Origin of the sequence: Leuconostoc lactis (assembly GCF_007954625.1) — a bacterium.
Taxonomy (GTDB): domain Bacteria; phylum Bacillota; class Bacilli; order Lactobacillales; family Lactobacillaceae; genus Leuconostoc; species Leuconostoc lactis_A.
Genome location: NZ_CP042420.1, coordinates 1,051,768 through 1,068,054, shown reverse-complemented (window position 1 = coordinate 1,068,054; position 16,287 = coordinate 1,051,768). Strand labels below are relative to the sequence as shown.

The 16,287-nt window shown below is 44.0% G+C and carries 15 protein-coding genes and 1 tRNA gene; 1 reads left to right on the top strand and 15 read right to left on the bottom strand.

The features are described 5' to 3' along the window. From FGL80_RS05395 to FGL80_RS05370, 6 genes are all read right to left on the bottom strand, one after another. Positions 1 to 879 (bottom strand): branched-chain amino acid ABC transporter permease, encoded by an 879-nt coding sequence (locus tag FGL80_RS05395; RefSeq protein ID WP_055308166.1) that lies wholly within the window; start codon positions 877 to 879, stop codon positions 1 to 3. 11 nt (positions 880 to 890) lie between these two features. Beyond that, entirely contained in the window at positions 891 to 2,063 is a 1,173-nt protein-coding gene (locus FGL80_RS05390) for an ABC transporter substrate-binding protein (protein WP_055308167.1), read from the bottom strand. Positions 2,064 to 2,087: 24 nt separating this feature from the next. Then, a complete protein-coding gene (locus tag FGL80_RS05385) occupies positions 2,088 to 3,230 on the bottom strand; it encodes a PTS sugar transporter subunit IIC (RefSeq protein ID WP_055308168.1) in 1,143 nt (380 codons plus the stop codon). Positions 3,231 to 3,600: 370 nt separating this feature from the next. Continuing rightward, positions 3,601 to 4,230 (bottom strand): uracil phosphoribosyltransferase, encoded by a 630-nt coding sequence (gene upp / locus FGL80_RS05380; RefSeq protein ID WP_010001948.1) that lies wholly within the window; start codon positions 4,228 to 4,230, stop codon positions 3,601 to 3,603. Positions 4,231 to 4,333: 103 nt separating this feature from the next. Continuing rightward, positions 4,334 to 5,707: a branched-chain amino acid transport system II carrier protein gene (gene brnQ, locus FGL80_RS05375; RefSeq protein ID WP_055308169.1), complete on the bottom strand. Its 1,374-nt coding sequence runs from the start codon at positions 5,705 to 5,707 to the stop codon at positions 4,334 to 4,336. A gap of 5 nt (positions 5,708 to 5,712) precedes the next feature. After that, positions 5,713 to 6,501 carry a 2-keto-4-pentenoate hydratase gene (locus tag FGL80_RS05370; RefSeq protein ID WP_055308170.1) on the bottom strand — a complete coding sequence of 263 codons (789 nt, stop codon included), beginning with the start codon at positions 6,499 to 6,501 and terminating at the stop codon, positions 5,713 to 5,715. A gap of 326 nt (positions 6,502 to 6,827) precedes the next feature. On the opposite strand from FGL80_RS05370, the gene FGL80_RS05365 reads away from it, so the two are divergent. Next, positions 6,828 to 6,900 (top strand) — tRNA-Arg (locus FGL80_RS05365). 35 nt (positions 6,901 to 6,935) lie between these two features. Here FGL80_RS05365 and FGL80_RS05360 read toward each other — a convergent pair. The 9 genes from FGL80_RS05360 to ftsA all read right to left on the bottom strand — a co-directional run bounded on the left by FGL80_RS05360 (position 6,936) and on the right by ftsA (position 16,206). After that, positions 6,936 to 7,559, bottom strand: a complete 624-nt coding sequence (locus FGL80_RS05360; protein WP_147001842.1) for an ECF transporter S component — start codon at positions 7,557 to 7,559, stop codon at positions 6,936 to 6,938. A 112-nt stretch (positions 7,560 to 7,671) separates the two neighbouring features. Beyond that, complete coding sequence (locus tag FGL80_RS05355) at positions 7,672 to 7,998, bottom strand: PTS sugar transporter subunit IIB (RefSeq protein WP_055308172.1); 327 nt, start codon at positions 7,996 to 7,998, stop codon at positions 7,672 to 7,674. Positions 7,999 to 8,133: 135 nt separating this feature from the next. Continuing rightward, on the bottom strand, positions 8,134 to 10,926 hold the full coding sequence (gene ileS, locus FGL80_RS05350; protein ID WP_055308173.1) for an isoleucine--tRNA ligase: 2,793 nt from the start codon (positions 10,924 to 10,926) through the stop codon (positions 8,134 to 8,136). A gap of 270 nt (positions 10,927 to 11,196) precedes the next feature. Next, complete coding sequence (locus tag FGL80_RS05345; protein WP_055308174.1) at positions 11,197 to 11,862, bottom strand: DivIVA domain-containing protein; 666 nt, start codon at positions 11,860 to 11,862, stop codon at positions 11,197 to 11,199. Between the two features lie 34 nt (positions 11,863 to 11,896). Further along, entirely contained in the window at positions 11,897 to 12,688 is a 792-nt protein-coding gene (locus tag FGL80_RS05340) for a YlmH family RNA-binding protein (RefSeq protein ID WP_147001841.1), read from the bottom strand. Position 12,689: 1 nt separating this feature from the next. Then, positions 12,690 to 12,953 carry a YggT family protein gene (locus FGL80_RS05335; RefSeq protein WP_010001958.1) on the bottom strand — a complete coding sequence of 88 codons (264 nt, stop codon included), beginning with the start codon at positions 12,951 to 12,953 and terminating at the stop codon, positions 12,690 to 12,692. Between the two features lie 3 nt (positions 12,954 to 12,956). Beyond that, entirely contained in the window at positions 12,957 to 13,430 is a 474-nt protein-coding gene (locus FGL80_RS05330; protein WP_010001959.1) for a cell division protein SepF, read from the bottom strand. A gap of 101 nt (positions 13,431 to 13,531) precedes the next feature. Then, positions 13,532 to 14,833 carry a cell division protein FtsZ gene (ftsZ, locus tag FGL80_RS05325; protein ID WP_055308176.1) on the bottom strand — a complete coding sequence of 434 codons (1,302 nt, stop codon included), beginning with the start codon at positions 14,831 to 14,833 and terminating at the stop codon, positions 13,532 to 13,534. Positions 14,834 to 14,853: 20 nt separating this feature from the next. After that, a complete protein-coding gene (gene ftsA, locus FGL80_RS05320; RefSeq protein WP_055308177.1) occupies positions 14,854 to 16,206 on the bottom strand; it encodes a cell division protein FtsA in 1,353 nt (450 codons plus the stop codon). Between the last annotated feature and the right edge of the window lie 81 nt (positions 16,207 to 16,287).

The following is a 16,287-nucleotide window of genomic DNA, read 5'->3' as shown; positions in this document are numbered from 1 at the left end:
CTACACCTTTTCTCGCCCCTGATTACCCAAAATACCAGTCGGTTTCCAGAGTAAAATCAGAATTAAAATGCCATATACCACAGCATCTTTGTAATCAGATAAGCCAACAGCTTGCGTTAAGGTTTCTAAAATACCAATGAGCCAACCACCTAATGCGGCACCTGGAATAATCCCAATGCCCCCAAGAACAGCAGCCACAAACGCTTTAATCCCTGGCGTCATGCCCATCAACGGGTCAATATTGTTGTAATAAAGGCCGATCAGTACCCCACCCGCAGCCGCTAAAGCTGATCCAATGGCGAAAGTAAACGAGATGGTGCGATTAACATTAATTCCCATCAACACCGCAGCTTCTTGATCAGCCGACACGGCACGCATAGCGCGCCCCATTTTTGTTTTTTGGACAATCAGTGTCAACGCTAACATCAATATCACTGCCGTACCAATAATCAGTAGTTGAATATTAGAAATTTGCAATTGCCCAACATGATATTGTACGGTGGCAATCGCTTGTGGAAAAGCGCGCTTATCCGAACCAACGGCATAACTCATCCCATTTTCGAGTAAAAACGAGACACCTAAAGCTGAGATCAAGACGGCAATACGTGGTGAATGCCGTAATGGTCGATAGGCGATTAATTCAATTAACACCCCAACACCAGCGCTCACAATCATCGATAGAATGAGGGCCACAAAGAAATTCAGATGCCAAATTTTGATGAAAAAATAACCAAAGTAAGCCCCCAACATATACACATCGCCGTGTGCAAAATTAATTAACTTGATAATGCCATAGACCATGGTGTAACCCAAAGCTAATAAAGCATAAACACTGCCCAATATCACACCGTTTAGCAACTGTTGTAAAATACTTGCCACAGTTCAGCCCCTTATTTCACAACCATTGCAGTTGTATCTTTACCATCGGTCACACCGACCATGACAATTGACTTTTGGGGGTTATGGAACGCATCCATCGTCATCTTCCCCGTCACACCATCAAAGTTTTTGATATGCGCTAAGCCTGTGGTAATTTTTGCGCGATCAATCGACTTTTCATCCTCAATCGCTTGCTTAATCATGTAAACGGCATCATAAGCCAATGCTGTAAATTGTGACGGTACTTCGCCATATGCCTTCTTGTAAGCTGTCACAAATGGTGTTGCGACATCTGTAGCTGGTGCCTGCGTTGAAAAATGCGCCGCATAATAGACGTTTGACGTATTTTGGTTACCAGCAATTTCTGCCAACTTTGGATCACCCAAACCGTCAGGGCCAATCACTGGTACGTTAATGCCCATGTCACGTGCTTGTTTCAAAATAGCACCAGCTTCTGTGTAATAGCCATTAATCACAATGGCATCAAACTTCTGATCTTTAATTTTAGTCAACATGGCTTGGAAATCTTTATCACCAGCTTGGTAAGATAGCGTGTCTACCACATGACCCTTGTAGGCTTTTTTGAAAGCTGCCGTAATGCCCGTCCCGTAATCTGATGCATTATCTTGGAAAATAACAACATTTTTTGCTTTCACTTGATCGTCAGCAAATTGTGCCATTTTGGTACCCAAATAAGAATTTTTAAATTGCGCCCGGAAGACATAAGGTTGTACTTTACCACCTTTTTGCACTGTAATGCTATCTGCCCCAGCAGTTGGTGACATCATTGGGGTTTGCCCTTTAGTGGCAGCTGGTATGGCTGCTTGCGTAGCCGCTGTTGTGACTGGTCCAACAATGGCATTCACTTTATCATTGTTGATTAAACGCGTTGTGACCGCTGCGGCTTCCGTATTGTCTGACTTACTGTCTTTATTAATCATTTCAACAGTATAAGTTTTGCCATTCACTTTAATTCCACCAGCAGCGTTAATCCGCTTCACAGCAAAGTTTGCCCCTTTTTGTTCCGCCTCACCATAAGCTGATGCATCACCAGAGGTGTCAAACACACCACCAATTTTGATCACCGAACGCGACGCATTGGCTGATTTTTTCGTCATGCCAATGCCGATGACAGCCCCAATAACCACGACAAATGCGATAACGATTACGATTATTTTTTTCATTACTTTTCCCCTTAGCGCGATGGCTTAGATCATTTCCAAATGCAATTGGTTTGGTTTTGCCCAGCCCATCTTGCGCATCAAACGGTAGCCAACAAAGGATACCACCATAGGAATGGCAACGCCGATGATCATATAAGCTGCAAACGCGATTGGGTTCGAACCGGCCAAAGCCAATGGGACGATAAATGAGTTAAAACCAATACCCGCCATCGCAAACGGTGCTGTTACATGAAAGACCATCGTTGCAATCGGCGCTGCAATCGCTGCCCCTACCATCGGTGGGATAATCAAGGCTGGATTTTCAGTTAAGTTTGGAAACTGAATTTTTGGTGTCACGATACCTTGAGCAATTGTGGCCCCAATCTTATTTTCATGAAATGACATTGCTGGGAATCCAACGAATACTGCAGTTGTCCCAATCAAAATGGCACCGGCGGCTTCTGGAGAGGTCACCCCAGTAGCCCCAATCGCTACAGCCAAAGCCGCAGCGGATGCGGGCGTCATCGTCAAGGCCCCAAAAACCATTGCCACAACTGCTGTCCCGATAATTGGACTAATCGCAACACTTGCCGCAATGAATTGCCCAACTGCTACCAACGCCGGTGTGGTAATCATGGCCAAATAGTAACCACTCACCGTGCCCACAATTGTAGTAGCCGCTGGTACAATGACCATATCTAACGGCGTCTTGCCACTCAACCATTTACCAAAGACAACTGCAATCACCGCGGCAAGCACGGCAGAAATTGGTTGGCCGGTCGTAATGATTGCCGAACCAGCCGCTTGTGAGCCAGCATAACCAGTAGCTGTTACCCCTTGCACGGCAGATGAGCTAAAGAACACCGCATTAGCCCCAACAGTTGAAGCAGCCATGGCACTAAACATCACCATTGTATTGGTTTTCATTTGTGACGCCACCGCAGCCCCAAAGGCGGCTGGCAACATAATTTTTGTGATCGCACCCATTTGCACCATTGGCGCCCAATTAATAAATCCCGCAATGGTTTGTAACAATAACCCCATCCCCAATGTGACCAAAATCGCATTGGATACTGCTGCTGACGTATTATAAACGAGTTCGCGCATTGACGCCTTGGCTTCAACCGCTTTTTCTTGGATATGTTCTGTGTCCACTGGACTTGCTGCTGTCATTGCATTTTGTGCCATAATCTTAATTCCCTTTCATTTACACTTCAATTGAGCCGTGCAATCATCGGGAACAAGAAAACGCCCCAACGATTGCTCGTTAGGACGTTTACACGTATTTTTTCCTAACCAGCCACTACACTTTGCAAAAGTCTAGTAGCTGATTTGCTCAAATAACAACCTACTAGACTCAGATGAGAAGGAGGTTGAGGAGGAGTGTGTGGTTAACTTGCTGATTAAATGTTTGTGTCATGAGCGTTCTCCCTTTTGAGCAATTACTTGCTTGTTTCTTGATGAGTATTACTATACACAACTTAAAAGATAATGTCAACACTTTTAATTTAATTAATTTTATTTTAATAAAAAAGACTTGCACGCAAGTCTTTCAAAATTACATTGTCCCAAACAAACGATCGCCGGCATCCCCGAGACCTGGTACAATATAACCATTTTCATTTAAGCCATCATCCAGTGAGCCAGTATAAATATCCACGTCTGGATGTGCGTCTTGCACGGCTTTCACCCCTTCTGGTGCTGAAACTAACGTAATCAACTTGATGTTTTTGGCCCCGCGCTTCTTTAAAGCAGAAATCGCATCCTTGGCCGAACCACCTGTTGCTAACATTGGATCAACAAGCAAGACATCACGTTGGTCAATATCTTCTGGTAACTTGATGAAATACTCCACTGGCTCCAAAGTTTCTTCATCACGATACATCCCAATATGACCAATTTTTGCAGCTGGAATGAGTTGTACAATGCCATCAACCATGCCCAAACCAGCACGCAGGATTGGCACAACCGCCAATTTCTTACCGGCTAATTGCTTCTTCGTTGTCGTTGCCACGGGTGTTTCAATCACCACATCTTCTAATTGTAAATCACGACTTGCTTCATAAGTCATGAGCATTGCAATTTCGTCAACCAGTGCACGAAAATCTTTTGTGCCCACATTCTTTTGACGAATCATTGTTAGCTTATGTTGGATCAAGGGATGATCCATCTCAACAAATTTTCCCATGATAATCAATTTCGCGGGTAAAATAAACCTACCACGCGTTCCTTCCAATTAGTTACTGTGTCTATTATAACAAAAAAGCCCCAATATGGGGATTTTCTAAAGGTTAAAACGACTCATCAACTTTTACTGTCACGCTGGATTTTTGCGTCATTTGGGCCAAACTATAAGCACCAAGACCAACAAACGCCCCAACCGCAGCTGGAACCAACCAGCCAAATCCCAAGGCTGAAAATGGGATTAATTGATGGTAAGTATTCACAACTTGTTGCGCCAATTTACCGGACATAAAGGGTGAACTAGCCAAAGCATCTAGTAGCGCTGGCAAGACAACAAAGCCCACCACACTGCGATAGACAACCGGTGCGTAATTGAAATATTTTGCCGTCAGCGATAGCATAATTAACACCAGTGAAATTGGATATAAAAACATTAAGACAGGGACTGACCAAGCCACAATGTTCGTCAAGCCCGCATTTGCTGTGACAAATGACCCAAAGGCGATGACCCGCAAAAACCATAAATAACTCACTTTGGGAAATACCAAATGCATATCTTGGGCAAATGAGACAAATAAGCCCATCGCCGTGGTAAAGACAGCTAATGTCACCACGACGCCTGTCAAAGCCGTCCCAAAATTACCAGCATAATGTGCAACGATTTGGGCAAAAGCGTCGCCACCGTTAGCAGCGGCCTTAAATTGTCCTAAACTCGTCACCCCAAGCAATACCAATGCGGCATATAACACCGCTTCCGCCACAATACTGAGTAAGCCGGCTTTTGCCAAAACTTGTGAGACTTGCGCATCACGGAATCCTAACGCTTTCACGGCATAGACCACTGAAACAGCTAAGGCTAACAAAGCAATGCCATCCATGGTATTATAACCATCTAAAATACCTTGAAAACCAGCATGGGCTTGATACGTTGCACTCACCGCTTGATGCGTACTTCCCATTGGCATCACGAGCGCCAACAACAAGACGACGAGCAACAATGCGAGAAACAGTGGATTTAAATATTTCCCGACCCACTTCATCAAACCAGATTGTTTGACCGTTAAATAGTAAGCTAACCCGAAAAAGACGCCTGAAAATAACAGCATACCGAGCCCTTGATCTTTTGGTGCCAAAAATGGGGCAACCCCCATTGAAAAGGCGGTTGCGGCTGTACGGGGTGTGCCGAAAAATGGCCCAATCGTCAAATGAATGGCAACCAGAAACGCCAAGCCAAACCAATGACCAACCGGCTTGGCAACATCATAAACACTCCGACCGTGGGTGACACTGACAGCGAGCATAGCGAGAAACGGCACCACCGTCCCTGTCACTAAGAAACCAAGTGTTGCTGGTAGCCAATTACCACCAGCGAGCTGGCCTAATTGGACTGGAAAAATCAAATTGCCAGCGCCAAAGAACATCCCGAAGATTAATGAAGCAATCAAAACTAGTTGTTGCCAAGTGAGTTTTTTATTTGTCATGTCGCTTACTTTCCTTTCACGTTGACGACTACTTCACCAAAGCCATCGGTAAAAGTGGCACGCCATTGACCAGCGGTGAGTTGTGGTGGCAATAAGAATGTCCCCGTTGACGCCTTTGTACCTGCTGGGAAGTCTTTTCCTTGTGCCGCTAATTTGCCCACTAACCAGTGCAATGCTAACACGGGATTGTCTAACACCGCTGCCCCTGTCCCTTGCGCAACCATCGTGTCATTATGGGTTAGTGTGGCTTGCACATCAGCCAATTCGGCAACCGCTAAGGTAGCGCCATCGCGATTGTCACCGGCAACTACTGCGCCACCTACTGCACAATCACTCAAAACAAGGTACTTATTTAAGGTCGGAAACCAATCTTTAAAACGGGCGTCTGGTACTTCTAAAGCTGGCGCAACCCAGGTATTTTTCAATAAGGTTTCGACAGACATATCAGGTGTTAAAGCCACTTTCGCCGTAAAGAGTAACTCGACTTCAACCAAGGGTTCATTAAAATCGGTTAACTGTAAGTCAGTACCAGATGGTAAAAATTTATCCGCCACTTGTGCCCCATACAATGGCGCATCGGCTGCAAACATCGCCTTCGTCTCTGGTGACGTGAGCGACACTTTATAGCCAGCTGTTGGCACATCTTTTTGTGCCATAACGGCATCTTGTACTTGATAAGCTGTCTCAAAATCAGACACCGTATCCACAAAATCTGCTTGATCCAACGGCGTGTGCTGCTGATAAGCCTCAAATAGTTGCTGCGCAAGGGCCGCTTGTTCGTCAGTTAATGTCATCTTTTTCCCTCCACTGAAATAAAACAAAAAGGCACGCTGCAATAAAATTGCAGCGTGCCCGTAACGGTCATCAGCTGCCTATCAATCTTACATTGATAGGCACCACAAATTGTCAGCACCTATCACGAGATAATGATAATGCTGATAATAATTTGTGTGTTTGTTTGTGCTGATAAGGTCATGTGATATTTCTCTTCTATATTTAATAATTACATTAAAACACACTCACAAAACATTGTCAACCTATCATTTAAACGTTTATCAGGCCACTTTTGCACGTGTGTCATTTTGTTTTTCGGTAAAATTACGGTATAATATGATAGTTCGCACTAATAGTTTAACGGGATAAAACGGGGACCTCCTAAGTCTTTGCTCCCAGTTCGAGTCTGGGTTAGTGCATGAAAAAAGCTGTGGCTAATACGAGCCACAGCTTTTTATTTTGTCCCACCAGTTAGGCCTGCACGCGCAGCAATTGGCACAATCACGTTACCAATCACCATCACGAGAATGCAGCCCACAATGATCTCAAAAATCGCATTAAATGATACGATGCTAATTAACCAGCCCAGCAAATTGTGGTTTGGAATGCCAGTGAAGTTCGTCTGCATCACAGTGAAGCCAATTGCGGTTAGTAACACCACACCAACCGTATTGATCAAAGCTGCTAAAATACCTAACAATCCCAAACCAAGCGTACGCACTGCAACGGGACGTTGCCGTAAGAATCGGTTAAATAACCAGCCGATGATCAACCCGACCAAAATACGTGGTAACAAAGCCGTCAGTGGGTTTTGAAACATTAACGAACCAATTGTCCCCGGATGCGTTAACGCATTGAAAAACGAACTCATTCCCCAAAAGAAGCCAACAATCGCCCCATATTTGGGTCCTAAAATAATCCCTGCAAGCGCCACTGTAAACTGAACAATCGTCGCACTAGCGCCGATAACAAAAGCCCCCAATGGCATCGTGCCTAACCAGGGCACCAGTGTTTGGACAAATACAATTGCCACAAACAAAGTTGTCATAATATAGTATCTCGTTTTTTGATTTGTCATAATTTATCAGTTAAAACATCGCCTGTTTAACTGCCCTCCTATATGATAAATCTATTGTATCTCATGTTATATGTTGAACACAATGTTTAGACACGACGTCCCACATGCCCGGCTAAGTGACCAGCAATTGTTCTGCTGTTAACAAGATATTGGCACCAGCCATTTGCGTATAATCACTTAAATTAATCACTGCTAATAACACCCCAAACTCATCAGTTTGACGTTGCATTTCCGTCTTAAGATAAGCTAATTCAGGTGTCAGTAAAACAATATCTGGCTGCACCGCACGCAATTGCTCGTCAACATGGGACTGAGATGTCACAATAATTGTATAGCTTTTTTCTTGTGCCGTGGCCGCTTTTTTTATTGCCGACACCAATCGGGTAACCGTTGGTGTCTGATCACAAACCAGCATCATCTTCTTGTTGTCCATGGCCATGTGATGTCTATCTCCTTCATACTAAATCTTATCATTTTAAATCTAGTATAACGCGATTTGAAATGAAATGTAAGCGTTAACATAGTTGATTGTAATAAAAAAGTTACGATGCAACATCGTAACTTTTTAACCTATTTATTCAAAACCTTCAGTTAATGCTTCCGGATAGAATTCACGAATAATTTCTGCTTCGTGCTTTGATAATTCTGGGAAAGCTGGATCAGCACCCAAATCTTCGTGATACATACGATCACGTGGTGACACGCCACCGGCCGCGTGGGTGACCTTAATTCGAACACCATCATAAGACTTGGCATCGCCGGCTTGCGCTTCGTCTTCGATATGCAACTGTGATACCATCAACAAAAGTCGCACATCGGCGTTAAGATCAGCCAACATTTGGGCCTGTTCAGCGGTCAAATACAACGTCAACGCTGCCTCTGCGTTCTTACCAATCAATTCAGCTGATCGTGCTTCTTCTAATGCCTTATTGGCTGCATCACGCATGGTCATAAAGGCAGCCCAGTTGGCCAATAGGTCACTGGTATCTCCAAGATCTTGCACTTCTGGCATTTCTGATAAGTAAGCAAATGCTGCTGTTTCGTTTGGTAGGTATTCCCATACTTCTTCAGCTGTATGTGGCAAAATTGGCAACATCAACTTCGTCAGTGCCAACAATGTTTCGTAGAAGACTGTTTGCATTGAGCGACGCGCATGACCCGTTGGCGCTTCAACATAGACAACGTCCTTGGCAATGTCCAAGTAGAACGCTGACAAGTCAACGTTAACAAAATTAATCATCCGCTTAAAGATGTCGTTGAATTGATAGTTGTCGTAATAGCCACGGATATCCTTGACAAAGTTATTTAACAAGACTGAGAAGTATTGATCGTGGCCAGCACGATCAGCAAATGGTACTGCATCTGTTGCATAGTTAAAGTCAGAAGTGTTAGCCATCAAGAAACGCAACGTATTCCGTAACTTACGATAGCTTTCAGATACTTGCTTCAAAATCTCGTTTGACACTGGCATATCTTGTGAGGTATCCACAGAAATTGTCCACAAACGGAGAATTTCAATCCCCATTTGATCCGCCACATCAAGCGGTGAAATCGTGTTTCCTAATGACTTTGACATCTTGTTGCCCTTGCCATCGAGTGTAAAGCCTTGTGACAACACATTTTTATATGGTGCATGACCAGTTGCCGCCACTGACGTAATCAATGATGAGTTGAACCAACCACGGTATTGGTCAGACCCTTCCAAATACAAATCTGCTGGGTAATCGAGATGTTCGCGTGTGTCCATGACCCCTGCCCAAGACGAACCAGAATCAAACCACACATCCATAATGTCTTCTTCCTTAGTGAAGATACCATTTGGTGAATGTTCGTTGGTATAGCCTTCAGGCAATAAGTCTTTAGCTTCATGTTCAAACCAATAGTTTGAACCATGCTTTTCAAACAAATCAGCGACATGATTGATTACCGCTTGATCAAGAATTGGTGTTTGATCTTCCGCATAGAAAATCGGCAATGGCACACCCCAAACACGTTGACGTGAGATGACCCAGTCACCACGGTCACGAATCATGTTGTACAAACGCTTCTTACCCCATTCAGGATAGAAATTCACGTTGTCTAATTCATCTAAGATATTTTGACGGAACTTTTCAACTGAGGCAAACCATTGTGGCACGGCACGCCAAATGATTGGCTTCTTTGTCCGCCAGTCAAATGGATAAGAATGGGTAATCTTTTCTTTGGCCAAGAAAAGATTAGCTTCAGATAATTTGTTAATCACAAGACCAACGACGTCATCATAGAACTTACCTTCAAAGTCTGCACCAGCATTCTTAGTCATGTAGCCCTTTTCGTCAACTGTCACCGCAACTTCAAGACCATATGCTTTTCCAACGTTAAAGTCATCTTCACCAAATCCAGGTGCTGTATGAACTAATCCAGTACCAGAATCGAGCGTCACGTGATCCCCATTCATCACGAGTTCTTCAACGTCTTCATCCCATGGGTGATAAGCTGTGATACGGTCTAATTCACGGCCCTTGTAAGTAGCAAGTACTTCATACTTGTCCCAGCCAAACTTAGGCGCAATGGCTTCTAAACGACCGGCTGCAACGACAAATTTACGCGTTTCCCCTTCAGGTTGTACCACAACATAATCCATGTCAGGGCCAAGTGTAATCCCACGTGAAGCTGTCACCGTAAATGGTGTTGTCGTCCAAACCACTAAGTATGTATCTGAATCAAGGATGCCCTTGCCATCTTTCACGCGGTTGGCATAGTAAAGTGACGTTGAATCAATATCATGATATTCAATTTCCGCTTCAGCCAATGCTGATTCAGATGACCATGACCAATAAACCGGCTTTGAGCCCTTAAAGATGTAGCCCTTACCCGCCATTTCACCAAAGACACGAACTTGCGCGGCTTCAAACTCTGGTTGTAGCGTAATATAAGGGTTTTCCCAGTCGGCCATAATGCCCAAGCGCTTAAAGTCTTGGCGTTGCTTATCAACTTGCTCTAAGGCAAAGGCCTTGGCCAAATCACGCCAAGCGGCCTTTGGCATTGACTTACGATCATGGCCGGCCTTGGTCAATTGTTGTTCGATTGGCAAGCCATGCGTATCCCAACCAGGTACATATGGGGCATAAAAGCCGGCCATATTCTTATAACGGACAATAATATCTTTTGAAATTTTATTCAAAGCGTGACCAAGGTGAATGTTCCCGTTGGCATATGGTGGGCCATCATGTAAATTAAAATGTGGCTTGGTTTCATTTTGTGCCAAACGCTTTTGGTACAGATTTTCATCATACCACTTTTGTTGGCGTACTGGTTCTGTCTTGGGCAATGACCCACGCATTGGAAAATCAGTTTTTCCTAAGTTTAATGTGTCTTTATATTTCATCAATTGTCTCCTATTTGATTTTTTCAAATGATAAGCCATAAAAAAGCGTCCCTAGGCAAATGCCTAGGGACGCTTTCGCGTGGTACCACCCAGATTCGAGTGCATAAAACACCCCTCAAGTCAGTGTTAACGATCTGCACCGTTTGAACTTACTACTCGTTCAGTCCAACAAACTCAATAACTGATCTGAAAGGTTACAGGGACGGTCATCTCCAACCACCATGACTCGCTTGACGTATGTTAACCAATCTTTCTGTGTTACGCTTTTTATTAATTATGATTTGGCGTTTCCGCTTCGGGAAACACGACAACTGGTCCTTGTTCAGATTCAGCGACCACTGCTTCAGCAATCACTTCTTCTTCAACGACATCATCAACTGATGTTGATTCAACAGCCACTTGCCCAATGCGGTGAGCTGTCGCTTCACCCATTGGTAAACGATGAACAGCTTCCGCTAAATCACCATTTTCTAATAGTGTACGCTGTTGTGCCAATAATTTCAAGAAGGAATCTTTGAAACTTTCCACTTCGGCACGCAATAGGTTTTGTTCAGCAACCAAAGCAGCATTTTCTTCTGCAAGATATGTCGCTTCTGCTGCAGCCTTTGTCCGTGCATCGCTAATAATCTTTGTCGCAGATTCTTGTGCATGCATCAACTGCTTTTTAACTTCAGCATCAGCATCTTGCTTTAAGCGATCAGCGGCCTCTTGGGCAACAAAAATTGATTGGTTAACTTGTTCGCGCTTAGCTTCTAATTCATCCACGCGAACTTGTAATTGTGCATTTTCATGAACTAAGCGGTCACGATCTGCAATGAGTGCTTCGTAATCACTGTTGATTTGATCCAAAAAGGCATCAACTTCAGAGGCAACATACGCACGTGCGCCCTTTTTAGTAAATTCATGATTTAAAATTTCATCTGGTGTTAATCCCATCATCGTCTCCTTTTAAACAAAACGCTTTGCCATGTTATCGATGAATAATATGAAAAAGTGCTTTAATTTTATCTTTTTTACTGTAGCCATCCAGGATAGCCAGCTTTACTCGACCGTATTTGCGAACAGAAATCAGATCGCCAATTTCAACAGTGTGATCAGGTTTAGCCTGCGTGACCCAATTCAAACGCACTTGTTGTTGCGTGATCAAGGTTTTCGCTAAGCTTCTTGGGATATCAAATGTTGCTGCAATAACCGCATCTAACCGTAACGATGGCAGTAACGTAAAGGTTTCTTCCCAATCATCCTGTGCCGTGATCGCCTGCGTCAACGGTAACACCGTCCAAGTTATTTTCGCCCGACCAATCATCGTCACAGTTTGCTGAATGTAGGTCAGCATTTTACTGTCGACAATGATTTGCCACCGTTGGTCCTGCCCAAGAATATCACCCACGACTGTTCGTTTAATGCCGGCATGCATCAACGCCCCCAAAATGGCTGCGTGATGTAATTCAGTAAACTTTGTTGGATAATTGATTTCCAATACCGCTAATTCAAACGCTGTCTGATCAATCTCATAAACTGCTGGCGCGATGATTGCCCGTTGGCTTTCAGCGCCCAGCACACCACCATCAAAATGGCTGGTTAAATCATCAGCTCGGTTAACCAGCGTTGTCAGAATGTACTGTTCTCTTGGGTTTAAAAATGGTGTGAGAATTGTACGATATTCATCTTCACTTTGCCGAATCCAGTCACTCGCAAGTTGAATAAACGGCGCTTCTTCTGGTCGGAAATGCTGCGTAATAGCTGTTGTTGCTTCTGCCATATTAGACGAACAATAACACAAGATGTGTTAAGCCACTGACGGCAAAATTCAAAGCCAAAATAGCGATAATCGGTGAAAGATCTAGCACACCAGCGATTGGCGGAATGAAACGGAATAAGTTCAAGTACGGTACAACAATTCGTGCAAGCCACTGGCCAACACGAGATTGTTGCGCACCTGGCAGCCATGTCATCAAGATGTAAATAATAATTGCATACTCGTAGTAACGCGCAATTCGAATAACCCAACTTAAAATTTCAAGCATAGCTTAGTACCGCGTATTGGGTTCCAAATTATCAGTTAATGTCCCTGAAATTTCAAATGTATCAGGGGTTACTAAAAAGATGGATTGTCCAATACGTTCAATTTCACCGTTAACAGCGTAAACTGCGCCACCTAAGAAATCAAGGATACGCTTAGCTTGTGCTTCATCAATTTGTGTGAAATTAACAATCACGGCTTCGCCACCCAAAATTTGAGAGGCAATGGCACGTGAATCAGAATAAACTTTTGGTTCAAACAAGGCAATTTTGCTATTGGCATTGTTTGGATCTGTCGTCATTGGTTGTGTCGTTTGTGGCCCTTGACGCTTAAAGTAAGTGCTTTGTTGTGGGTTTGATTGTACAGGCTGTTGGTAGGCTTGTTGGGGCTTTTCTTGGTAACCCGTGTTGCCATAACCTTCTTCATATACATCGTCTTCTTCATTACTGAAGAGCCGTCTTAGTGTCTCGCCTAATGCCATGGTTTCTCCTTAACCGCGTTTGTTGGTACTACATTATGGTCAAAATAACTGCTCACGATTCGAATTGCCCAATCGTTCTCGTACCAACGAACACGCTTTTATTAACGTTTCTTAAAGAATGGTGGTTGTTCGTTTTCATCTTCAGTATTTGAAAAATCAACGGGTGCTTGATTTGACGTTGGTGTATTAAAGACATCAAATGTTTGCTTTTGAACACCATCAAATCGTTCGTCTTCTGCAAAGGCATCCTTAGAAGCGCCACTCATATTCCAATCAGCAAATGGATCATTTTGTGTTGGCGTTGGGTGCGCTTGCACATTATCAGTCACCGGCTTTTCAAATACAGAATTTGTTGCTGCGGCTTGCGCTGCATCAGCAGACGGTGTGCCAAATAGGTTGGCTGGCTTTGCCTTTTGCGTTGATTGCTTTGGCGCTGCTTCGCTGGCACTCTTTTGCAAACCAGTCGCAATTACCGTCACGCGAATTGAATCGCCAAGGTTTTCGTCAATTGACGTTCCAAAGATAACGTTGACTTCACGACCAGCTTCTTGGGCAATCACTTCTGAAGCCGTTTGTGCTTCAAACAATGACATATCCAAGCCACCAGTAATGTTCAACAAGACATCTTCGGCACCTGACATATCCACTTCAAGCAACGGTGATGAGATAGCTTGCTTTGTCGCATCTGCGGCACGTGTTTCACCACTTGCTTGACCGACACCCATCAAGGCAGGACCGGCATCTTGCATCACAGTCTTCACATCAGCAAAGTCTAAGTTGATAAAGCCTGGGTTAGTAATCAATTCAGAAATACCACGAACACCTTGAGCAACTACTTCATCGACCACCTTAAAGGCTTCTGACAAAGGCGTGCGCAAGTCGATACGATCCTTCAAACGTTCGTTGGTAATCACAATGAGTGAATCAACTGATTCTGACAAGGCTTGCAAGCCTTCAGCAGCAAAACGACCACGCTTAGGGCCTTCCCACTTAAATGGGCGTGTCACCACGGCCACTGTCAAAGCCCCTTGTTCCTTGGCAATGCGGGCCACGACGGGCGCAGCACCGTTACCAGTACCACCACCCATGCCGGCTGTAATCACGACCATGTCGGCACCGGCAAGTGCTGAGGCAATGTCTTCAGCTGATTCTTCGGCTGCCTTTGTCCCACGTTCGGGATTTGAACCAGCCCCCAAACCACCTGTCAACTTTGGGCCAATTTGAATCTTAATGTCAGCCTTAGACTTGTCAAGTGCTTGAACATCCGTGTTGGCCACGATAAATTCAACGCCATTGACACCTTCTTCGATCATATGGTTAACAGCATTTGATCCACCGCCACCAACACCGATAACTTTAATGATTGCGCCAGCTTCTTGGGCGTCATCAATTGAAAAATCCATGAGTTGTCTCCTTAACTATGTTAATCTTCGCTAAATAAATTTTTGATTGACTGTATCAAACGACCAAAGAACCCTTTTTGAGGTTGCACATCTTCACGACCATATTGGTAATGATCAAATGGCTTGGCGTTTGCATCGGTTGTCTCAACGTTAGTCTGGGGCGTCATTGCAATTGTCGCATCAGATTGCACGTAGGCTGAGTTGTCGTGTTGGGCCATAATAACTTGCTTGATGACCTGTTGCGTCATACTTTCACGCGAAGCAAACATGGCATAAGCCATGGCGCGCGTATATGAAGGATGGCGCAAACCGATTTGATCGGGTACAAACAAGCGAACGTTCTCACCAAGAATGGTCTTCGCAAAGTCAACCATTCGAGGGAGTGCGGCATTGCCACCAGTCAAGACAAACCCACCCGGCATATTCAGCCCGTTGACGGCCTGTAATGGTTCAAAGGCACGCGTGAAAATTTGTTCTAAACGGGCTGCAATAATTTCTGACAAATACTTTTCAGAGATCGTTTGTGGCTGGCTTTCACCAACCACATCAATCATAAATGTTTGGTCATCACGCGTTTGGGTTGGGTCAGCAAACCCATAATCACGCTTAATCCGTTCAGCATTCGCATATGATGTGCCCAAAACAGTTGAAATATCCTTTGTAACGTTGTCGCCACCCTCTAAATCAACTGTATTAAACTTCAGCTTCCGATCATGAATGATGGACGTTGTTGTTTGACCACCACCCAAATCGATTAATACTGTGCCAAAGTCCTGTTCACCGTCATTTAGAATACTTGTCCCAATTGCCAAAGGGGCTAACACGAATTCACGCAATGAAACGCCGGCTTTTTGAATGGCAATTCTTGTGTTGTCTAAAATTTTACTTGGTCCAATATAGGCTGTGCCACGCATTTCAAGCCGCACACCAATCATTTCGTGTGGGTCTTTGATGCCATCAAAACCATCGACGCTAAATTCATCAACAATCACATCGATGACGTCACGATCAGCTGGTAAGTTATTTGACAAAGCTTGTTGTGTCAAATGTTGTACATCGTCATATGTAATACGCTTATTTTGATTGGCAATGGATACTAAACCATCCACATGAATCATTTCGATTTGGTTAGCTGGGATACCCGCGACAACCTCATTAATTTGAATATTTGCTTTTTCTTGCGCTTGATCGATGGCTTCGCGAATTGCACTGGCCGTCGCATCAATATCAACGATTACGCCTTTACGTAAACCACGTGATGGTGCAGTACCCGCACCAATCACATTAAACTGGTTGCCTGTTGTCTGTGCAATCACAACTTTAATTGATGTGGTACCAATATCTAAACCAACCGTCACGCCTGCGTTATTCATGCGTTGTGCCCCTTTACAAAATTATTTTTTATAAAATATACCTAAGATTAATAATAGCATAAAATAGGTATTTTACGCCAC

Excerpts from the sequence above, each read along its gene's own strand:
- ftsA (WP_055308177.1), bottom strand. The coding sequence starts at position 16,206 with ATGAATAACGCAGGCGTGACGGTTGGTTTAGATATTGGTACCACATCA.
- FGL80_RS05390 (WP_055308167.1), bottom strand. The coding sequence starts at position 2,063 with ATGAAAAAAATAATCGTAATCGTTATCGCATTTGTCGTGGTTATTGGG.
- FGL80_RS05370 (WP_055308170.1), bottom strand. The coding sequence starts at position 6,501 with ATGACATTAACTGACGAACAAGCGGCCCTTGCGCAGCAACTATTTGAG.
- FGL80_RS05385 (WP_055308168.1), bottom strand. The coding sequence starts at position 3,230 with ATGGCACAAAATGCAATGACAGCAGCAAGTCCAGTGGACACAGAACAT.
- FGL80_RS05360 (WP_147001842.1), bottom strand. The coding sequence starts at position 7,559 with ATGACAAATCAAAAAACGAGATACTATATTATGACAACTTTGTTTGTG.
- brnQ (WP_055308169.1), bottom strand. The coding sequence starts at position 5,707 with ATGACAAATAAAAAACTCACTTGGCAACAACTAGTTTTGATTGCTTCA.
- FGL80_RS05355 (WP_055308172.1), bottom strand. The coding sequence starts at position 7,998 with ATGGCCATGGACAACAAGAAGATGATGCTGGTTTGTGATCAGACACCA.
- FGL80_RS05340 (WP_147001841.1), bottom strand. The coding sequence starts at position 12,688 with ATGGCAGAAGCAACAACAGCTATTACGCAGCATTTCCGACCAGAAGAA.
- FGL80_RS05345 (WP_055308174.1), bottom strand. The coding sequence starts at position 11,862 with ATGGGATTAACACCAGATGAAATTTTAAATCATGAATTTACTAAAAAG.
- FGL80_RS05335 (WP_010001958.1), bottom strand. The coding sequence starts at position 12,953 with ATGCTTGAAATTTTAAGTTGGGTTATTCGAATTGCGCGTTACTACGAG.
- ileS (WP_055308173.1), bottom strand. The coding sequence starts at position 10,926 with ATGAAATATAAAGACACATTAAACTTAGGAAAAACTGATTTTCCAATG.
- ftsZ (WP_055308176.1), bottom strand. The coding sequence starts at position 14,833 with ATGGATTTTTCAATTGATGACGCCCAAGAAGCTGGCGCAATCATTAAA.
- FGL80_RS05330 (WP_010001959.1), bottom strand. The coding sequence starts at position 13,430 with ATGGCATTAGGCGAGACACTAAGACGGCTCTTCAGTAATGAAGAAGAC.
- upp (WP_010001948.1), bottom strand. The coding sequence starts at position 4,230 with ATGGGAAAATTTGTTGAGATGGATCATCCCTTGATCCAACATAAGCTA.